16 protein-coding genes are annotated in these 19,159 nt (G+C 46.9%); 7 read left to right on the forward strand and 9 right to left on the reverse strand.

All coding sequences use genetic code 11. From position 1 onward, the window contains the following. Window positions 1–5: 5 nt before the first annotated feature. A complete protein-coding gene (locus V7723_RS11735; RefSeq protein ID WP_335684662.1) occupies window positions 6–1,358 on the reverse strand; it encodes a tetratricopeptide repeat protein in 1,353 nt (450 codons plus the stop codon). 103 nt (window positions 1,359–1,461) lie between these two features. Continuing rightward, window positions 1,462–1,941 carry an RT0821/Lpp0805 family surface protein gene (locus V7723_RS11740; RefSeq protein ID WP_335684663.1) on the reverse strand — a complete coding sequence of 160 codons (480 nt, stop codon included), beginning with the start codon at window positions 1,939–1,941 and terminating at the stop codon, window positions 1,462–1,464. 226 nt (window positions 1,942–2,167) lie between these two features. Here V7723_RS11740 and pdxH point away from each other — a divergent pair, with 226 nt between their 5' ends. From pdxH to hemA, 4 genes are all read left to right on the forward strand, one after another. After that, window positions 2,168–2,758, forward strand: a complete 591-nt coding sequence (pdxH, locus tag V7723_RS11745; RefSeq protein ID WP_335684664.1) for a pyridoxamine 5'-phosphate oxidase — start codon at window positions 2,168–2,170, stop codon at window positions 2,756–2,758. A gap of 46 nt (window positions 2,759–2,804) precedes the next feature. Continuing rightward, window positions 2,805–3,698 (forward strand): cation diffusion facilitator family transporter, encoded by an 894-nt coding sequence (locus tag V7723_RS11750; RefSeq protein ID WP_335684665.1) that lies wholly within the window; start codon window positions 2,805–2,807, stop codon window positions 3,696–3,698. Window positions 3,699–3,833: 135 nt separating this feature from the next. Next, on the forward strand, window positions 3,834–4,715 hold the full coding sequence (locus V7723_RS11755) for a universal stress protein (protein ID WP_335684666.1): 882 nt from the start codon (window positions 3,834–3,836) through the stop codon (window positions 4,713–4,715). Between the two features lie 152 nt (window positions 4,716–4,867). Continuing rightward, entirely contained in the window at window positions 4,868–6,082 is a 1,215-nt protein-coding gene (gene hemA, locus V7723_RS11760; protein WP_335684667.1) for a 5-aminolevulinate synthase, read from the forward strand. Between the two features lie 4 nt (window positions 6,083–6,086). Here hemA and V7723_RS11765 read toward each other — a convergent pair whose 3' ends face one another. The 4 genes from V7723_RS11765 to V7723_RS11780 all read right to left on the reverse strand — a co-directional run bounded on the left by V7723_RS11765 (window position 6,087) and on the right by V7723_RS11780 (window position 10,720). Then, window positions 6,087–6,911 carry an SDR family oxidoreductase gene (locus tag V7723_RS11765; RefSeq protein WP_335684668.1) on the reverse strand — a complete coding sequence of 275 codons (825 nt, stop codon included), beginning with the start codon at window positions 6,909–6,911 and terminating at the stop codon, window positions 6,087–6,089. A 25-nt stretch (window positions 6,912–6,936) separates the two neighbouring features. After that, entirely contained in the window at window positions 6,937–7,734 is a 798-nt protein-coding gene (locus tag V7723_RS11770; protein WP_335684669.1) for an enoyl-CoA hydratase/isomerase family protein, read from the reverse strand. Between the two features lie 34 nt (window positions 7,735–7,768). Beyond that, window positions 7,769–8,827, reverse strand: coding sequence for an MBL fold metallo-hydrolase (locus tag V7723_RS11775; RefSeq protein ID WP_335684670.1), 1,059 nt, complete (start codon window positions 8,825–8,827; stop codon window positions 7,769–7,771). A 93-nt stretch (window positions 8,828–8,920) separates the two neighbouring features. Then, the gene (locus V7723_RS11780; RefSeq protein WP_335684671.1) at window positions 8,921–10,720 is read right to left on the reverse strand and encodes an acyl-CoA dehydrogenase family protein; all 1,800 of its coding nucleotides are present in this window, start codon (window positions 10,718–10,720) and stop codon (window positions 8,921–8,923) included. Between the two features lie 153 nt (window positions 10,721–10,873). Here V7723_RS11780 and V7723_RS11785 point away from each other — a divergent pair, with 153 nt between their 5' ends. Both V7723_RS11785 and V7723_RS11790 read left to right on the forward strand, forming a co-directional pair. Next, complete coding sequence (locus V7723_RS11785; RefSeq protein ID WP_335684672.1) at window positions 10,874–11,821, forward strand: L-threonylcarbamoyladenylate synthase; 948 nt, start codon at window positions 10,874–10,876, stop codon at window positions 11,819–11,821. 8 nt (window positions 11,822–11,829) lie between these two features. Beyond that, the gene (locus V7723_RS11790) at window positions 11,830–13,239 is read left to right on the forward strand and encodes an FAD-binding oxidoreductase (protein WP_443024220.1); all 1,410 of its coding nucleotides are present in this window, start codon (window positions 11,830–11,832) and stop codon (window positions 13,237–13,239) included. A gap of 10 nt (window positions 13,240–13,249) precedes the next feature. On the opposite strand, the gene V7723_RS11795 is transcribed toward V7723_RS11790, so the two are convergent. Continuing rightward, window positions 13,250–15,481 carry a two-component system response regulator gene (locus V7723_RS11795; protein WP_335684674.1) on the reverse strand — a complete coding sequence of 744 codons (2,232 nt, stop codon included), beginning with the start codon at window positions 15,479–15,481 and terminating at the stop codon, window positions 13,250–13,252. 278 nt (window positions 15,482–15,759) lie between these two features. Here V7723_RS11795 and V7723_RS11800 point away from each other — a divergent pair, with 278 nt between their 5' ends. Then, entirely contained in the window at window positions 15,760–17,061 is a 1,302-nt protein-coding gene (locus V7723_RS11800; protein WP_335684675.1) for a DUF3422 family protein, read from the forward strand. Between the two features lie 3 nt (window positions 17,062–17,064). Here the strand turns inward: V7723_RS11800 and V7723_RS11805 are convergent, their stop codons facing one another. Together V7723_RS11805 and V7723_RS11810 are read right to left on the reverse strand one after the other, a co-directional pair. Continuing rightward, a complete protein-coding gene (locus V7723_RS11805) occupies window positions 17,065–18,438 on the reverse strand; it encodes a TRAP transporter large permease (RefSeq protein WP_335684676.1) in 1,374 nt (457 codons plus the stop codon). 3 nt (window positions 18,439–18,441) lie between these two features. Further along, window positions 18,442–19,122, reverse strand: coding sequence for a TRAP transporter small permease (locus tag V7723_RS11810; protein ID WP_335684677.1), 681 nt, complete (start codon window positions 19,120–19,122; stop codon window positions 18,442–18,444). Window positions 19,123–19,159: the final 37 nt, after the last annotated feature.

The following is a 19,159-nucleotide window of genomic DNA, read 5'->3' on the forward strand; positions in this document are numbered from 1 at the left end:
CTGCGTTAATTCGTTCTCTGTATTTGCCGTATTTCCATATGCGTCAATGATTTTTCCAAATTTGCAAGTGCAACACTGGCATCAGCCGATCCATTATCCTTTGCCTTTTCCCACCAGTAATACGCGCGAACCCGATCAATTGGGACAGCGTGGCCACTAAAGAAAAGCCTGCCCAACCGATATTGTGCTTCGGCGTTATTTTGTTGCGCCAGTACAGCCCATATACTCAAAGATTGCTGATACTCCTTCAAAGTATATGCCAAATCCGCCATTTCCAGTTTCTCTTCAAGCGTTAAGCCGTTTTGTCCGGTCGCTTTCGTCGAGACAGTTACCGCTGACGCTGCCGCAGCGGCTTTCGGTACTGCTGCAGACGTTGGCGCGGGAGCGGCCACAGTTTTGGCCGTTGGTTCAGTAGCTTCTGCCGCATTGCCTTGTGTCGACGATTGCGGGGTCACCGCCACCGCCGTTGGAACCGCGGCTACGGCAGCAACCTTTATTTCTGGGTTATCTTTGCTTGTTGTTTCCGCCGGCAAAGTATCTTCTTCTTGGTTGGCGGCCACAACAGGCACGGCAACGGCTGTTGCCGCAACTGCAGCTGGTTTCTCTTTCGCCAGTGACTTCAATGCGTCATAAAAACCTTGTTTCTGAACAGTCTCAGGAGCGGCTTCAGCCGATTTTGATGTCTCCGAAGCGGGTGTGTCCGAAGATCGAATAACTTCCGTCGCCACAACCGCACTCACCGCTGCGGTCGCCACCACCGGGGCAACTTTAAGTGATTCTTCTGGTTCCACGGCGGTCGTTGACGCTTTCGCCTCACGCGCTGGTTCTGATTGTTCAGCCGGAGTACCTGCCTTCGCAACGACTACACCTGACTTTAAAGCGGCGGCTTTTTCAATTGCCGGTGCATAACCGGCCTGCGCAGCCTCCTCATACCAACCCAATGCCAATTCGTCATTTTTTTCAACGCCAAGTCCGTTTTCAAGCAGAAGTCCAAGATTATATTGCGACAGCACATGTCCCTGTTGTGCAGCGCGGGCGAACCATTGCGCCGCCTGTTCGTAGTCTTGCGGGACACCTTCACCCTTCAGATACATATCGCCAACATTAGCCTGCGCACGGTCAATACCAAGTGTTGCCGCTCTTTTGTACCAGTTCATTGCTTTTTTAAAATCTTGGTCCACCCCTAGACCACGTCGATATATATGGCCGATATTCCGCATTGCAGCCGGATCGTTGTTTTGAGCGAGGGGCAGCCATTCGTCGAACGCTTCCTTATAATCACCCGCCTCGTAGGCCGTGACGCCATCGGCGAAATCAGCCCGCACAACATTGGCGGTGGTCGCAATAAGCGCAACCATCAGAGCCAAACCCAGGGAACTTTTGCGGAACTTAATCTTCAAAACGTCCTTAATTTCCTTCTTACCGACATAGATTTTCTTTGACTGGAAAATTTATCGCCGCTTAGCTCATTATTTCCCACGAACCATCTGGTTTACGGCAGGCTTGTCCATAGCCTTTCTCAACTTTTCCGCCAATAACTATATCTTGTTGAAATTCACGGCAATAACGTCCACCGCTATCATTCCCATCACGTACCGGCGTAATCGTGCCAGAATTACCGCTTTGCGGGTTATTCCAGGTAATTGCTTGACCAATCGGAGCCGTAGTCGCACGCTTTTCTGCCCTGTCCAACTGAGCCCTATCGGCGGCGTCGAGCGTTTTACCAACGTCTGAACCGATCATCGCGCCCGCCAGAGTACCAACCCCAACCGCAACAAGTTGGCCGGTCCCTTTACCGAACAATGAACCTAGTAGCCCGCCGCCAACCGCCCCAATAACTGCACCTGCCGTTTGCTTCTCATTATCCTGATTAGCACCACAGCCTGTCACTGCTAAAAGCGCTGTCAAAGCAACCACCAACGTGAATTTCGATTTCATCATGTTTCCGTCCTTATTCTTTCAAAGTCGAACTCAGGGATTGCCCCCGTTTAATTCCATACTCCAGTATATATGGGCATTTTGAACTTTGATAGCAAAAGACAGATCACAATAGATTACAATTTGTTATATTTCTCCGGTTTACAAAGCATCGACATTCTCCATACAGGCGGTTAAACATAGCTATGGACTACATTCTTTCATTATTCCTACTAACGAATCGGCCAATATGACTGTGAAAACAATTTCCGAACTTCTCCATGAATTTCAACAATGGATGCGTGAAGCCGAAGAGAAAGAGCCAAACGATCCGACTGCCATGGCATTGGCGACTGTTGATCCACAAGGGCAACCGTCGGTCCGCATGGTTCTGCTTAAACATGCTGATGATCAAGGATTTGTTTTTTATACGAATTTTGAAAGTCAGAAGGGTAGCGAGCTTCTCTCGACACCCCGGGCAGGCCTCTGTTTTCATTGGAAATCGTTGCGCCGCAGCATTCGGATTCAAGGAAGAATTGAGCAGGTAACGGACGCAGAAGCTGATGCCTATTTTCAAAGCCGACCTCGCGACAGCAGGATTGGCGCCTGGGCAAGTCAGCAATCACGCCCTATGGAAGGCCGCTTTGAACTGGAAAAAGCAGTGGCTAAATATACGGCAAAATTCGGCATCGGCGAAATACCGCGCCCAGACTATTGGTCTGGATTTCGTGTAATCCCCTCACGCATCGAATTTTGGCGGGATCGCCCCTTCAGACTTCATGAGCGCCGACAATATAATTTGGCAGATGTTGGCTGGACAGAAAGTACTTTATACCCTTGATCTTAGATTCAACTTTTAATTTATCTCGAAAGCGATTGATTTTGTGATGGAAAAATCCGACACAGGCACACATGGAGGCGAGAATGGCAGATTGATGCGCTCCGCCACGTATGCCTCTGTGACCATCGCCATTATCCTTATTTGCATAAAACTGGCAGCCTATCTATCCACCAATTCAGTCGCTATTTTGTCGACCTTGGTTGATTCCCTTTTGGATATGGTCGCGTCTGTAATTAACCTTGTGGCCGTTCGACATGCGCTGGTGCCCGCTGATCATGATCACCGTTTTGGGCATGGCAAAGCCGAAGCATTGGCAGGATTATTTCAATCGGCAATCATCGCCGGATCCGGTGTATTCCTTGTTTTTCAAGCATCTGAACGTCTCCTCAACCCAAAAGCACTCAATTCAAGTGATTTGGGGATCGCGGTAATGGTTGTGTCGATTGTTCTGACACTCTTTCTTGTCGCATATCAGCGGTACGTTATCCGTAAGACGCGATCAGTGGCTATATCCGCAGATTCCCTGCATTATGTAGGCGATGTCCTAATTAATGGGAGCGTTATCGTCGCCCTCATTCTTGGAGGTGTCTTTCATTGGATCTATGCAGATGGTGTTTTTGCCATTGGAATTGCCTTGTTCCTTCTTTTCAGCTCTTGGAAAATAATCCGCGCGTCTTTTTCTGATTTGATGGACGAAGAACTTGAGGACGCAGAAAGAACAAAAATAATTGAGCTTGTTACAGCCCATCCAGGTGTTTTAGGCATTCATGATTTACGGACGAGAAGATCCGGCCAACAAGTCTTTATACAGATGCATCTCGATATGGATGGAGGCATGACGTTACATGATGCCCATCAAATTTCAGATAGTGTTGAAAAAGAACTGATCACAGAATTCCCCGAAGCTGAAGCTATTATCCACCAGGACCCAATACATTGAGACGCGTATTAACCTAGGGCAATAATACCAAGTAGATTGTGAACCAAGCTGTCACCCGCATTTGCGAAACCAAAAGTGTTTATTTTTGAAGGCGTTATGGTTATACTCTAATCTGGTTTAATGGATGGGAATAACATGACAATTAAATCTATACTGGTCCCTCTAACGGGAAACGACACCAAAAGTGACACAGTTGCACTCGAAAGGGCATTTACCCTCGCTGCTCATTTTAGTGCGCATGTCGATGCACTCCATATCAGCATAGATCCTCGAACAGCTGCAGCATTTGTCGGCGAGGGAATGACGTCGACAATGATCGAGAGCATTATCGACATGGCGGAAGCTGATGGGAAAAATCGGCAAAAAAATGCACGGGAGTTATTTGAAAGCTTGCGTGAAAAGAAAGACATTGCTTTAACCACAGGATCTGAAAACCAAATAAGATCTGGTGCGACAGCCCGATTTCTAGAAAAACAAGGGAATCGAGAAGACGTCATCGAATCTTTCGGACGGTTATTTGATCTGATTATCATTGAAAAAGCGCCGCAAGAAGAAGATGCCGCCAATGCATTAATGATTAACGCAGCTCTGAGAGAAACCGGTAGACCTGTTCTACTTCTGACCCCTGGATATACCGGCACTATTGGAACAAATGTTGCTTTGGCATGGAATGGATCTGTTGAATCAAGTCGTGCACTGACTTATTCCCTCCCGTTTTTAACCACAGCATCAAAAGTAACATTGATTTCGGCAATCGATGATTTGGATGAAGAAATTCATCCCGATGAGGCTATTCACTATTTGGCACTGCACGGAATTTCGGCCGCTACTTGCGAGATAAAAGGCAGCAATGGGAAATCAACCGCCGAATCGTTGTTGGCTCAGGTGACAAATTGCGACGCAGATTTATTGGTAATGGGGGCTTTTACAAAAAGCCGGCTTCGGCGAATGTTCTTTGGTGCCGTCACTGAAGAAATAATGGAAAACTGCACGATACCTGTCCTGATGGCCCATTAATCAATCGGTTCAGTGGACAGAGATTGTTCAAACTTTATCACGATCAAGGCAACTTTGGGTGATTGCGACCTTTTGTCCCTTGTCAAAGAAACGGCATTGTCGGTATTTAGGAGCATACGTCGTTAAGACGCAAATAGCTGAGGGCAGCAAACATGAATTATGAACATGTGTTCGCGCAGGCGATCCAATCGCTTAAAGACGAGAACAGATACCGTGTATTCACAGAACTCGGCCGTCACGCGGGTAATTTCCCGAAGGCGACGCGGCACCTGCCCTCCGGCGATACTCAAGAAGTTACAATCTGGTGCTCAAACGATTATCTGGGTATGGGGCAACATCCCGACGTTTTAGCGGCAATAAAAGATGCAACAGATCGCTATGGCGCCGGCGCCGGCGGCACAAGAAATATTTCCGGCAATACCCATATGATCTGTGAACTGGAGAGAGAGCTCGCCGATTTACATGGCAAGGAAAGTGCGCTGGTTTTTACTTCCGGCTTCGTTTCCAACGATGCAACACTTAGTACATTAGGCAAATTACTTCCCGATTGCGTCATTTTGTCGGATGAGCTCAATCACGCATCGATGATTGATGGCGTGCGCCATTCCGGATGTGAAAAACGTATTTTCCGACACAACGATGCCCTTGATCTGGAAGAAAAGCTCAAAGCTATCGACCCTTCTCGTCCAAAAATTATTGCGTTTGAATCAGTCTATTCTATGGACGGCGATATCTCGCCAATAAAAGAATTTTGCGACCTTGCCGATAAATATGGTGCGATGACTTATCTCGACGAAGTCCATGCCGTTGGATTATACGGCCCGCGTGGTGGTGGTGTCGCCGAGCGTGAAGGATTAATGGATCGGATCACCATTATGGAAGGCACGTTGGGGAAAGCGTTTGGTGTTGTCGGTGGATTTATTACATCGACACAGAATATTGTCGATTCCATTCGTTCCTACGCGTCTGGTTTTATCTTCACCACAACATTGTCCCCCATCATGTCAGCAGGTGCGCTAGCTAGCGTCCGGCATCTTAAGAAAAGCCAAAGGGAACGAGATCAACACCAGGAACGCGCCGCAGCATTAAAAGGTCTTCTGATAGATGCAGGCCTTCCAGTGTTGCCTTCTGTAACTCACATAGTTCCCGTGATGGTTTATGACGCTAATTTATGTAAACAAGCGAGCGATATGCTGCTTGAAGAGTATGGGATTTACCTACAGCCAATCAACTATCCAACCGTGCCTCGTGGCGAGGAGCGCTTGCGTATTACCCCTACACCTTTTCATGACGACAAAATGATGTCGGATCTGGTTGCCGCATTGAAAGATGTGTGGAGCCGCCTGGATTTGCGCCAGGCAGCTTAATTCATCAGACGAAGAAATCTGGGAGTAATTCCTCTTCACTAACGCCATCAAAGCGGTATTTGGACAGATCTGTCACGCCGACAGAAGCCATTGTTTCGTCATCAATGCAGAAATTTCCGCTGAATTCCCGCGAGGGCTTTGTTAAAATTATATGGGCGGCGTCAGACATAATCTCGACTTTCCGGCATTTTTTCTGAACATCACCGCCCCCAATCAAATCCATCGCCGCCGTTGCAATTGCAGTTCTAGGCCACAAAGCATTAAAGGCAATACCGTCTCTTTTGAATTCTTCTGCCATCCCTAATACACAAAGGCTCATGCCATATTTAGCCATGCTGTAAGCAACATGTGGGGAGAACCAATGAGTTTCAAAATTGAGAGGCGGCGATAGGTTGAGAACATGGGGATTCTCCGCTTTTTTTAGGTAAGGTATCGCCTTTTGAGAACAAAGATACGTCCCACGAATATTGATTTGATGCATCAAATCATATCGTTTCATTGGCGTCTGCAGAGTTCCTGTCAGACTAATAGCTGATGCGTTATTCACCAGAATATCAATACCGCCAAAAGTCTCTGCGGCTTTTTCCATAGCTGCTTCAACTAATTCTTCTTCCCGGACATCGACCACTAACGGCAATGCTTTGCCCCCGGCGGCTTCAATTTCTTCAGCTGCGGTGTAAATGGTTCCAGCCAGTTTTGCATGCGGTTCTGCGGTTTTCGCCGCAATAACAACATTTGCACCGTCAGCGGCAGCACGCTTACCGATCGCCAAACCAATACCGCGGCTTGCCCCAGTAATGAAAAGCGTTTTTCCTTCTAAGTCAGCCATTTACGTCCATCTTTCTGAAATTGGTTTATTTGCCTTTGAATTCAGGCTTTCTCTTTTCCTTGAAAGCTTTAACACCTTCAACCCAGTCGTCGCTGGCGGCACACGCAGCAAAACTCTGGGCCTCCAGAGAAAGCTGGCTTTCCATGCTGTTTCCTAAAGAAGCATTTAGGAGTGCCTTGGTCCGGCCAAGAGCAAAAGTTGGTCCATTCGCTAACCGCGACGCAAGCTTGTCTGTTTCAGATAAAAGATCGTCTTTTGGAACAACAAAATTAATCAAACCCATTTCGCGTGCAGCATCTGTGCCAAAACGATCCCCCAACATGGCTATTTCCATTGCTTTCTTAAGACCCACTATACGCGGCAAGCTATAGGTCCCGGAGCCATCTGGTGTCGTCGCAATTCCGATATAGGCAAGTGTAAAGAAGGCATCTTCTGCCGCGATAACCATGTCACAGGCCATCATCAGTGATAGACCGAAACCTGCTGCGGCGCCTTGAACACTTGCAATGACGGGTTTGTTCATCCGTTGAAGAGTAAACATAGTTGGATGAAGGTTATGAATTCTCCGTTCGAAATTCTGCCGGCGCTCTTCAGGCGTTTTATTCACAAAATCGTTGAACGATTTGACATCGCCACCAGCCATAAAATGATCGCCAGCACCCTTAATGACCACACAGCGGACACTGTCATCGGTTTCAATATCGGTTACTGCTAGGAACAACCCTTCACGCATCTCGAGAGACAAAGCATTACGGGCCTCTGGTCGGTTCATAGTTATGGTCGCAATGCCATTTTCTTTCGCAACAATCAAATGATCAGTCATCCAAAATTCTCCTTTTTATTTTTGTTTATTGCTATCAGGCGACTGCAGCGCGAACGGCAGTAGCACGGCGAAACCGCCAAACACCGTCGTCACCGCATTCTCGGTCAAGCTCTCCTTCGTCGACTAAATAGTGGCAGTGAGCAAGACCTTCAGAAATGGCGAGACCTTTGTCAGAATCCGACAGTTCCCGATCAAAAAGAACGGGTAATAGATCGATGGCCGATTGTGGCGACACGCAAGCAGCCTTTAACCGATTTAGTCGATCGTTGTGATGGCTTTGGTAAAATTCCAATTGATTATGTAAACCCGTAAACACATCATTATGAGCTGGAAGAACCAGCGTATCCGTCGGCAATTTCATATATGTATCAATAGAATCAATAAATTGCTTCAATGGATTCGCCATCGGTTCTGCAGGATAAACACCTATATGGGGCGTTATGCGAGGTAGAACCTGGTCACCGGAAATTAAAATACCGTCCGCTTTAGAGTACAAGCAAGCATGCTCTGGGCAGTGCCCACGACCAACGATGACTTGCCAATCACGTGACCCAATCCGAATAATTTCATCATCAACAATGCGGTTGAATCCCATGGGAACTTCTGTCATCGCTCGATTAAAATGATTAAAGCCGCGTGACTTAACACGCTCCAACATTTTGTCGTTAAATCCCACAGAGCGATAGAAATCAATTACAAATTCAGGTGTTTCATCAGCCGCTTCAAGATACAGCATGCGCCCAAAAGTCCATTCACCAAAAGTCATGGTAAGCGGTATATTCCAGCGATCGGTTATCCATCCTGCTAGTCCCATATGGTCCGGATGAAAATGTGTACAAATTAGACGCGTAACAGGCTTTCCCTTTAACTTCGTCTCGAAAATAATTTCCCATAATTCTTTGATCCGATCTGAATTAAACCCGGAATCCACCATGGTCCATCCATTATCGTCTTCAATCAAATAGAGGTTAATATAGTCAAGGCCCTTAATCGGAATTGGCATCCGGACCCAAAGCAATCCCTCTTTTACTTCGAGGGCTTCTCCATCATCTGGGCGTGTCGCGAGCGGGTATTCTATTTCTTGTTTATTCATTATGAACCCTATTTTAATCGCAAGAGAGGTCGTGCATTGCTCGACCTTCATTTTATCTTAACGTTTACGTAAACGTCAACAACAACTCCCCTATTACGCAGATAGCTGTTCCTCGGTGATTGCAAACAATGTATCCGCTCCTTCTGTAACCGGACCAAGTAACGCAGTTGCTTGCGGCATAATTTGGGCCGCGAAAAAATGCGCCGTCACAATTTTGGCATTTAGGAACCCTTCATCACTATCACCAGCAGCTAAAAGACTTTTCGCCTTTAGGGCCGATTTCGCAAGCAAATAACCGCCAACGATGGTCGAGAACATCCTTAGATAAGGCGTTGCGCCGGCGGGTGCCGCATTCGGATCATTCGGAGCATTTGTATATAGCCAGTCTGTCGCTTCTTTCAGAGCTGAAATGGCCAGGCCCAAATGCAGAGACATCGCCGTGAACTCATTTCCTGTTTGCGCCAATTCTTGAACCACGCCATCCATATCTGCTAAAAGCGTTTTAACCGGCGCACCGCCATTGAGGCCCAGTTTTCGCCCTACAAGGTCTAATGCCTGAATGCCATTGGTGCCCTCATAAATTGGTAAAATACGTGCATCTCGGTAATATTGACCAACACCGGTCTCTTCCACAAAGCCCATACCACCATGTATTTGAACACCAATAGAGGCCAATTCGACACCGAGGTCCGTAGACCAGCCTTTTGACATTGGCGTCAGCAGTTCAGCCATTCCCATACTTTCTTCACGCACGGTCTTATCCGGATGGTGATGCGCCTTATCCAGGCATTCCCCATTTAAATAAATAAGGCACCGCATTGCCTCGATATTCGCCTTCATTGTCATGAGCATACGACGAACATCTGCATGATTAATAATTGGAGCCATCTCGCCTTTTGGCATTCCAGGCCCCTGCCCCTGCTTCCGATCGCGGGCATATTCAACGGCCTGTTGATATGCCCGTTCGGCAATTGCTAAACCTTGAACACCGACATTGAGACGCGCGCTGTTCATCATAGTGAACATGCATGCCATCCCTTTGTTCTCGCCGCCAATCAGATAGCCGATACAATTTCCTTCATCGCCATATGACATGACCGCCGTTGGGCTTGCATGAATACCAATTTTTTCTTCCAATGAAACGCATCTCAGATCATTTCGGGCACCAAGACTACCATCTTCATTCACCAAAAATTTTGGTACGATGAAGAGGGAAATACCGCGAGTGCCTGCAGGAGCGCCAGGCGTACGAGCCAAAACAAGATGAATGATGTTCTCGCTAAGCTCATGGTCTCCGTAGGTAATGAAAATTTTCTGCCCAGAAATACGCCAACTTCCATCTTCTGCCGGAACGGCTTTTGATCGAAGGGCACCGACATCCGAACCTGCTTGGCTTTCCGTCAGGTTCATCGTTGCAGCCCATTTGCCACTCACAAGTTTTTTCAAATAGGTTTGTTGTTGTTCCTCGGTCCCGTGCGCCAGCAGAGATTCAATTGCTCCCTGGGTTAACAGTGGACAAAGAGAAAAAGCAAGATTTGCAGAATTCCACATTTCGACGGTTGCCAGAGCAACGGCACTAGGTAGTCCGCCCCCATCGAATTCTTCCGGCGCGGAAATACCGTTCCATCCGCCGTCTACAAACTGCGCGTAAGCATCTACCCAACCATCCGGGGTCGTCACAACCGCATCTTTAACATGAGATCCCTGCAAATCACCGGACTTGTTGATTGGAGAGAGCACATTCGTCGCAAATTTTCCGGCTTCTTCCAGAACAGCATCCACAACATCGCTTTCAGCATGTTCGAACCCCTCAAGCTTTGACAGAGCATTGAGGTCAACGATATTGTTTAACACAAAGCGCATATCTTTTAGCGGCGCTACATATTCGCCCATCTGAACTTCCTTCCAAATACGGTTTTCATTTGTTTTAACCGTTATGACATAATGAGCAACGAGAAAAAAGCCCTACCCAATCCAACAATCACGCTCGACCTCATCACATAAAGGAGTAAAATGGCATTTCACGGCCCAAGAATGAGTAATGTTATGAGTGAAGTATTGCAGCCCGATCCTGCTGGGCTTAAACGAGCGGCAGAGTACATACAATCCGGAAGCCTAGTCGCTTTTCCGACGGAAACCGTCTATGGTTTGGGCGCTGACGCATTGGATGATACCGCCGTCGCCAGCATTTACGCGGCAAAAGGCCGCCCGAGCTTCAACCCTCTTATCATTCATGTTCCGTCTATTGCCGTCGCCGAGAAATATGTTGTTTTCAGCGATATCGCCCGCCGGCTTGCCGACAACTTCTGGCCCGGGGCATTAACATTGGTTTTACCCAGAACCAAGGATTGCGCCATATCAAAACTCGCGAGTGCTGGGCTCGATACGTTGGCAATCCGTATCCCGGGACATCGCCTCGCCTTGCAATTTTTAACAGAATGCGGTCGTCCCTTGGCAGCCCCGAGTGCTAACCCTTCCGGAAGTATAAGCCCGACAACAGCTCAGCATGTAATCAGCAGACTCGGTAACGCAATTTCCGGCGTCCTGGATGGCGGTGCCTGTCCCGTTGGGGTAGAAAGCACAGTTGTTGGCTTTGAAAATGATATTCCAGTACTTCTGCGGCCAGGTGGAATAACCAAGGACGCCCTTGAATCAGCGGTCGGCGAAGTTTTACGCCATAGTAATGATGGAACCATAAGTAGCCCTGGGATGCTCCTCACTCATTATGCCCCGGCATGTCCGGTACGGCTTGATGCAGCGGATAAAAAACCGGGTGAGGCGTTCTTGGGTTTCGGACGAGATCAAGATAAATTGTCGGATATAAACTTGAGTGAAGCTGGCGACCTGACAGAAGCAGCTGCCAAGTTATTTGCAGCCTTCCACATGCTCGATGAAATGCAAGTAAAAGCAATTGCCGTCGGCCCTATTCCGGAAATTGGACTAGGAGTTGCCATAAATGATCGGTTGCGCAGAGCTGCCGCGCCGAGAAAATAAAAGAGGACATGATCGTGAACTTAATTGAGCAATTGACCCAAATAGTTGGCGAAAAAGGCATTCTACTGGATGAAGTAGATATGCGGGGATTTGTTGTTGAATGGCGAGATAAATTTGTTGGAAAAGCTCGCGCCATCGTCTTACCAAAGTCTACGGAAGAAGTTGCTGCAATTGTAAAGATCTGCGCGTCGTCAAAAACACCTCTCGTGCCACAAGGCGGAAATACGAGCCTTGTGGGTGGCTCCATTCCCTTCGCAAAAGGCAATGAGGTCGTTTTGTCCCTTCGCCGCATGAATACCATCCGTGATGTTGACCGTCTCAACGGCACGATGACCGTAGATGCCGGCTGCGTATTGGTGAATTTACAACAAGCGGCAGAAGAAGCGGGTTGTATCTTTCCCTTGCGTATTGGATCAGAAGGTAGCTGTCAGATCGGCGGTAACATTTCAACCAACGCAGGAGGTGTCCAGGTTCTGCATTACGGCAATACCCGAGAACAAGTTTTAGGATTAGAAGTTGTACTGCCGGACGGCCAGATTTGGGACGGCATGACAAGCCTTCGCAAAGACAATACTGGCTACGACTTGAAACAGTTATTTATCGGCGCGGAAGGCACTCTTGGGATTGTCACGGGCGCCGTTGTCAAAATGTATCCACGACCAAAGTATCAACAAGTTGCTTTGGCGGCTATTCCCTCCGTCGAGGCGGCTGTAGAGTTTTTGAATCTAGCTCGAACACTGAGCGGCGATCAAGTCACTGCAATTGAAATTATTCCGCGGATCGCAATCGACATGGTCTGTCGACACGTGCCAAACTTTTCCGACCCAATGCCGGCCAAATATGACTGGCAAATACTTGTAGAGCTTTCTTCGAGTAGTACAGAAGATTTAGCCGGTCTCATGGAGACAATACTCGAAGCCGGTTTCGAGCAGAATATTGTCATCGACGCCGTCATTGCGGCGAGTGAAGCACAGCAAGCTCATATTTGGAGTTTGCGGGAAGAAATATCAGGCGCACAAAAACCAGAAGGTGGCAGCATCAAACATGATATTTCAGTCCCTGTATCCCGATTTGCGGATTTTATCCGTGATGCCGACATTGCAGTGCGTAAGATAATTCCTAATTTTCGATCCGTTGCTTTCGGACATATTGGCGACGGCAATGTCCATTACAATCCTATGCAGCCACTTGATATGGATAGGGAGGAGTATCTTGGTCATTGGCAGGAAATTAGCCGTGTTGTTCATGATATTGCGGTAAGCATGCGCGGCAGCATTAGTGCTGAACACGGCATTGGTCGTTTGAAAGCAGACGATCTTGTACATTACAAGCCTGCGATCGAAATCGACCTTATGCATCGGATTAAAGCGGCCCTTGATCCTGACGGAATAATGAACCCTGGCAAGCTACTAAAATAGAAGTGATAACTTAGGTCTGCTTTGCAATAAACGGCAAGATAGCTTCCGCTTTTACCGGGCGCGAGAAGAAAAATCCTTGCGCATGATGGCAGCCAGACTTTTTCAAAAAAGCAACTTGCTCTTCTGTTTCAACACCTTCAGCCAAAACTTTAAGTCCCAAATTGCGGCCGAGGCTAATGACAGTCTTCGCGATCGCTGCGTCATCAGCATTTATAGTCATTCCATCTATAAATGCTTTATCAATCTTAAGCACAGAAACAGGCAGCCGTCGTAAATAGCTCAAAGAAGAATATCCCGTTCCAAAATCGTCAATTGAGAAACCAACACCGAGCGCACCAATTTTTAAGAAATTTTGTAGTGCTAGCTCAGGATCTTCCATAATCACACTTTCTGTGATCTCCAATTCAAGAAGGTTTGGAGGGCATTCTGTTTCTTTTAGTATAGTGCGAACTAGATCAACAAAATCATCGTCTTGGAAAACAGACAAGGATAAATTGACAGCTACTTTGAAATCGGAGTTCTCAGCGTCTAACCAGGCTTTACGCTGCAGACAGGCTTCTCGCAATACCCATTCACTTATGGGTGCGATAAGACCCGACGTCTCAGCGACAGGAATAAACTCATCTGGTGATACAAATTTTCCGTTTTCCCTTTCCCATCTCAACAAGGCTTCAACACCAATTATTTTTCCCGAGCCAAGATCGATTTGGGGCTGATAGTCCAGCGATAAATCTTCACGTCCAATGCCAATTTTCAGGGCATTATTCAGCTTAACTCTTGCATTAATTTCGCCAGCTATTTCTTTGTTATAATAACGGAAGTACGTGCCGCCCTTACCCGACAGAGTTGCCAAAGAAATATTAGTACTCCGCCACAACATTGCAGCGTTGTCTGCGTCATCTGGGTAAATTGCAAGGCCAATACGTGGCGTTACATGTGGTAAATTTACTCGCCCTGCTGGCCCCCTCTCAAAAAGTTTATGGATGGTTTTGGGAATTTGCTGAAGTCCGAGATCCGCGTCATACGGGATACACAATCCGAAGCCGTCTCCAGAAGTTCTGGCGAGCGAAATAGCGTTTGGAAACAAAAGTGACAACTGTTCCGACACGAATTGAAGCAGATCATCCCCTGCTTCATGTCCCAAGGCTATGTTGAGTTCTGGTAAATAATCCAAAACGAACTGGACAACAATAAACCGGCTTTTGGATGAGATAGCCGTTTCTTCGATAAAGGTTTGAATATCTGATCGGAATTTTGCTCGGTTATCTAATCCAGTAAGTGAGTCATTAAATGCCAGTCGTTTGATCTCTTCGAACATATCAGCATTTTCGAGCCCCAGTGTTACGTTCGCGCAAATTAAATCAATTTGGCGTTTCTCAATAATCGTTGCACCTCTGACTGTATGCAAAACAACGGCGCCTTTAAAAATGCCATTTCGAAGCAACGGTAAAACGCTAACCTCTCCGCCGTGATCATTTGCACCCGTTTGCGAAACTTCCTGGATAGTATTAAATATCCGCGCATCAACCACATCGGCAACTTTTCTCCTTATTAATTCTTCATAACTCCCTTTACCAGCCGCGAGGATGAGATCACCGGATTTATCATCAGGAACGCAAAAAAAACAGTGCTCCGTTTCGGCGTGAATGAGCTGAAGCTGCGTTAAAATGGTAAGGCAAAACTCCTCAACGGAGCGCACACCATAGAGCTCTTTGGTAATATCCAATATGGTCTGTAAAGATTGTCTGCTGGATTGATCTGTTTTTACACGTTCATAGGATTGAAGGGCGATGGTCAAACTGGAAAACAGTTGAGGAACAGTCAGGCTCGAAATGTCCAAGTAATCGCTGACATCATACTGTCGCAAAATGTTCAAATCTTGCAAATATCCAGCAGGTCCGCCAAATAAAATAATACGGATCGTTTTGTTTTCGAGCTCTTGGCGGATTTTTTGAACGAATGAAATCCCGCTCATTTTTTTCTCGCGCGACACATCGACCAATAAGACAGAAATATCGTCTTGCCCCGTCAAAAAGGATAATCCCTCAGCTTCGTTTTCTGCTTGAAGGAAATTGACCGTTTGATCGTCATAAAGAAAAGCATCAAGGGGGTTATATTCGGGCACAGCTTCAAAAGCAGTCGCACCGACAATCAGCACTTTCAACGTAGGTAAATCGGACAGAGGATTGCTTTTGTCTTGCGATTTATTATCTGTTGTTACATTTACTTTCGAAATTGTCATGTTCGTTTCGATACTAGATACGCGCCCACTTCGCATAGTGAGTGATTTTGTATAAAATCGCAATTTTTATTATTAACTTATGCGAGAACTACTAAATAACCTCCGAATTCTCCGTTAAGTAGTAATTTTCTACTTAAAATCTACAACAAGAGCGCAGATCCAAGTCCGTGCCCTTTCCTATATTTGACTTTAATAATGAGATAACGTACTACAATTCTCGCCTGCTAAGAAGAGTCGGCTTTGCTTTTTTTTCGGGTAGATTAATCGGGGGATTTAAATTGGCAGACCGAAGAGATTGTGCTGGATTAACACCTCACCCTCTGCGCTTTGATATCAGCAATGAGTTACATGCCAGGCCCTTCGAACAGTTGATCGCGCCCCTATACGGCACGATGTATGCGATGTTCCGCGAAGACCATGCAGAGGAAGAAGATTACCGACATATCTGTGACATCTGCAATCGCTATGGAATACACCCGCCCCGCAAAAATACAAACCACTTCTCGGCGGATTTCGGATCATTCCGATTACGTTGGGAGCGGCATACCGAGTTCACAACTTATACATTCTTTCGAACAAATCACGATCACATCCCGTTCTCCAGAAGTGCGTGCGAGGAAGTTCCGAAGGATTGGCTCAGCTCTCTACCCGGCGTACTACTTACCGCTGTCAAAATAGAATTACTGGATACGACAGGATCCAAACCTACAGATACTGAATTGGATGACTATTTTGTTTCTGAAAGTCTGGTCAGCAGTATCATCGGCGGCGATGCAGCGCAGCTTTGGACCGATTTACGGATCGACAAGGATGGATATAACCGAACTTTGATATATGACCACAATATGCCGCCTCAAAAAGCCGGGCGCGTAATTCTGCGGATCTTCGAAATTGCGGTATACAGGAACCTAGCATTGCTTGCTCTACCCCTCGCATGGGATGTAAGCCGAAAAGCTGCCTCTATAAATACGGAACTCGCCGACTTGACCGAGCAGCTCAGTTTAGTCAACAGCCGTGAAGACGAGGCAACATTGCTACGAAATCTCACAAGAGTTTCAGCTGACATTGAAACCCTCTCTGCGAAAACCGCTTACAGGTTCAGCGCAACACGTGCTTATTATGCAATTATCCTATCGCGGATTACTGAACTGAAAGAAATTCAAATCGCGCCGTACCAGACAATTTCTGAATTTTTGGATCGCCGATTAACACCCGCCGTAAGAACTTGCAATTCAGCAGCTGACCGACTTTCCGATCTATCGCGCCGCGCGACACGATCCGCAAATCTATTGCGCACCAAAACAGATTTTGCACTTTCGGAGCAAAATCAAGCACAGCTTGCGTCGATGAACAAGCGAGCACAACGTCAATTACGGCTGCAGGAAACTGTTGAAGGACTGTCTATTGCCGCAATTTCATACTACCTGGTGAGCCTCGTGGGATATGCAGCTAAGGCTGGCAATAGTGTTGGCTTGTCCGTAAATGCGGATTTGGTCAAGGGTCTGTCTATCCCGATTGTTCTTTTTGGTGTCTGGTGGGCCCTCCGACGTTTCAAAAAACGTCTTTATAAAGACAGCTAACTTCTATTTTATAATTATTTCAGGGCCCATAAAGGTCGTTGGCAACCATGTCGATAGACCGGGAATGTACGTAACCAAAATCAGGAAAACGAAAAGGATGCCAAGCCATGGTAGCGCCGCTTTCACCACGCGCATCATCGGCATGCCGGCAACGCCAGAGGTCACGAATAGGTTTAATCCAACGGGCGGTGTTATCATTCCGATTTCCATATTCACAACCATAATTATTCCAAGGTGAATTGGATCGATACCCAACTCAATGGCGATAGGAAAGACCAAAGGAGCGACGATTACTATCAAACCGGAAGGCTCCATAAACTGCCCGCCAACAAGTAGAATTACATTTACAACAATCAAGAAAGACCACCAGCTCAAGCCGGCATCCAGCATAGTACCCGCAATCTGTTGCGGGATCTGTTCATCGGTCAACACATGTTTCAAAATGAGCGCGTTCGCGATGATAAATAATAACGTGATAGTCAGCTTTCCGGCTTCAAAAAGTGTGTCCCGCGTGTCCGGATGGAAAAATACTGTCACCAAAGCCTGTGGCTTGCGAAATATCGAGATTGGCTCTGCCCCCTCACGATGCAAAGGGCCCATATCCCGATAGATAAAATTAGCAATAAAGAAAGCGTAGACGGAGGCAACAGCTGCGGCCTCCGTTGGTGTAAATACACCCCCGTAAATTCCACCCAGAATAATCACAATCAGGAACAAACCCCACGCGGCCTCTTTTGCGGAAGAAAAAACTTCGACCCAACCCAACCAATCTCCTTTGGGCAGGTTTTTCCATTTGGCGGCAACATAGATACCAACCATCAACATAAAGCCTGCCAGCAAACCAGGAATGACTCCGGCCAGGAACATTCGGCCGACAGACACATCAGTTGCAGCCGCATATACCACCATGACAATGGAGGGTGGAATAAGAATTCCAAGGGTTCCGGCGTTACAAATAACTCCTGCAGCGAAATCCTTGCTATACCCAGCCTGACGCATCCCCGCGATAACGATAGTCCCGATGGCAACAACAGTCGCTGGTGAGGACCCAGACAATGCAGCAAACAGCATGCAGGCGAAAACACCGGCAATGGCCAGGCCGCCACTAAAATGCCCAACAAGAGCGATCGAAAAGCGAATAATACGTTTAGCAACACCGCCGGTCGACATAAAGCTCGAGGCCAGAATAAAAAACGGGATAGCAAGAAGCGTATAATGACCCGCCATCGCTTCGTAAAATGTTTGCGCAACGGATGCCAGCGAACTATCAGAAAAAGCGAGGAGAAAAAGGATCGAACTAAGTCCAAGCGCCACTGCAATCGGCACTCCGAATATTAAAAGTCCAATGATCAAAGCAAAGAGAAGGACAACGTCCATTGATTAAGTCTCCTTGCCGAGTTTGGCAGCGGCTTCTTCAACAGCTTCTTCGGCTTCGTGACTAACGATTATCAATGTCTTATTGCCCGTCCAGACAGCCCAGCCTGCTTGCAGGAAACGAAAAAGCAATAAAGCCATCCCAACTGGCAACATCACGTAAGGTATGAGCCGGGGTATTTTTTCATATGGCTCGCCTTCATTGAACCAAACGGCAAAGATTTGGAACATTTCAGGCATGATAACATCGTCTGTCTCGTACCAGCCTTTTGCCAGAAACTCTTCTTCAAAACCCATAAAAAACCAACGCCCTTCAGTTCCAGGCAAGTTGGCAAAATTTGCCCAAAAATCCCATCCGCCTTTAAGCAAAAGCAGTGCATATATGACGCAAAGCAGAACAGCAATAAGAGTAAGGATTTTTCGAACAGGAGCGGAAACCAGATTTACGACAGCATCAACGCCCAAATGTGCAGTAATTTTAACACAATAGCTTACGCCCAATAGAATAAGCCAAGCGAAAAGAATTGATGTCACTTCTAGCGCCCAGAGGATATTTTCGTTAAATCCATACCGAGCGACAACATTGATGAAAGTAATAATCGTCATAAAGCCAAGAATTATGGCGATCAACGTTTCTTCAAGTTTATCAGTAAAATTTCTTTTTCTATGATGCCCCGTATTCGACATAGAGACCCCCTCCCACGCAATAGGTAGAAACAGACCG

The sequence above is a fragment of the Sneathiella sp. genome (assembly GCF_036960985.1).
Lineage (GTDB): Bacteria > Pseudomonadota > Alphaproteobacteria > Sneathiellales > Sneathiellaceae > Sneathiella.

Bases quoted from the DNA above. Each gene is read 5' to 3' on its own strand.
- V7723_RS11770 (WP_335684669.1), bottom strand. From the start codon at position 7,734: ATGACTGATCATTTGATTGTTGCGAAAGAAAATGGCATTGCGACCATA.
- V7723_RS11740 (WP_335684663.1), bottom strand. From the start codon at position 1,941: ATGATGAAATCGAAATTCACGTTGGTGGTTGCTTTGACAGCGCTTTTA.
- V7723_RS11785 (WP_335684672.1), top strand. From the start codon at position 10,874: ATGAGTGAAGTATTGCAGCCCGATCCTGCTGGGCTTAAACGAGCGGCA.
- V7723_RS11780 (WP_335684671.1), bottom strand. From the start codon at position 10,720: ATGGGCGAATATGTAGCGCCGCTAAAAGATATGCGCTTTGTGTTAAAC.
- V7723_RS11810 (WP_335684677.1), bottom strand. From the start codon at position 19,122: ATGTCGAATACGGGGCATCATAGAAAAAGAAATTTTACTGATAAACTT.
- pdxH (WP_335684664.1), top strand. From the start codon at position 2,168: ATGACTGTGAAAACAATTTCCGAACTTCTCCATGAATTTCAACAATGG.
- V7723_RS11790 (WP_443024220.1), top strand. From the start codon at position 11,830: ATGATCGTGAACTTAATTGAGCAATTGACCCAAATAGTTGGCGAAAAA.
- V7723_RS11805 (WP_335684676.1), bottom strand. From the start codon at position 18,438: ATGGACGTTGTCCTTCTCTTTGCTTTGATCATTGGACTTTTAATATTC.
- hemA (WP_335684667.1), top strand. From the start codon at position 4,868: ATGAATTATGAACATGTGTTCGCGCAGGCGATCCAATCGCTTAAAGAC.
- V7723_RS11755 (WP_335684666.1), top strand. From the start codon at position 3,834: ATGACAATTAAATCTATACTGGTCCCTCTAACGGGAAACGACACCAAA.
- V7723_RS11735 (WP_335684662.1), bottom strand. From the start codon at position 1,358: ATGGTTGCGCTTATTGCGACCACCGCCAATGTTGTGCGGGCTGATTTC.
- V7723_RS11750 (WP_335684665.1), top strand. From the start codon at position 2,805: ATGGAAAAATCCGACACAGGCACACATGGAGGCGAGAATGGCAGATTG.
- V7723_RS11775 (WP_335684670.1), bottom strand. From the start codon at position 8,827: ATGAATAAACAAGAAATAGAATACCCGCTCGCGACACGCCCAGATGAT.
- V7723_RS11765 (WP_335684668.1), bottom strand. From the start codon at position 6,911: ATGGCTGACTTAGAAGGAAAAACGCTTTTCATTACTGGGGCAAGCCGC.
- V7723_RS11795 (WP_335684674.1), bottom strand. From the start codon at position 15,481: ATGACAATTTCGAAAGTAAATGTAACAACAGATAATAAATCGCAAGAC.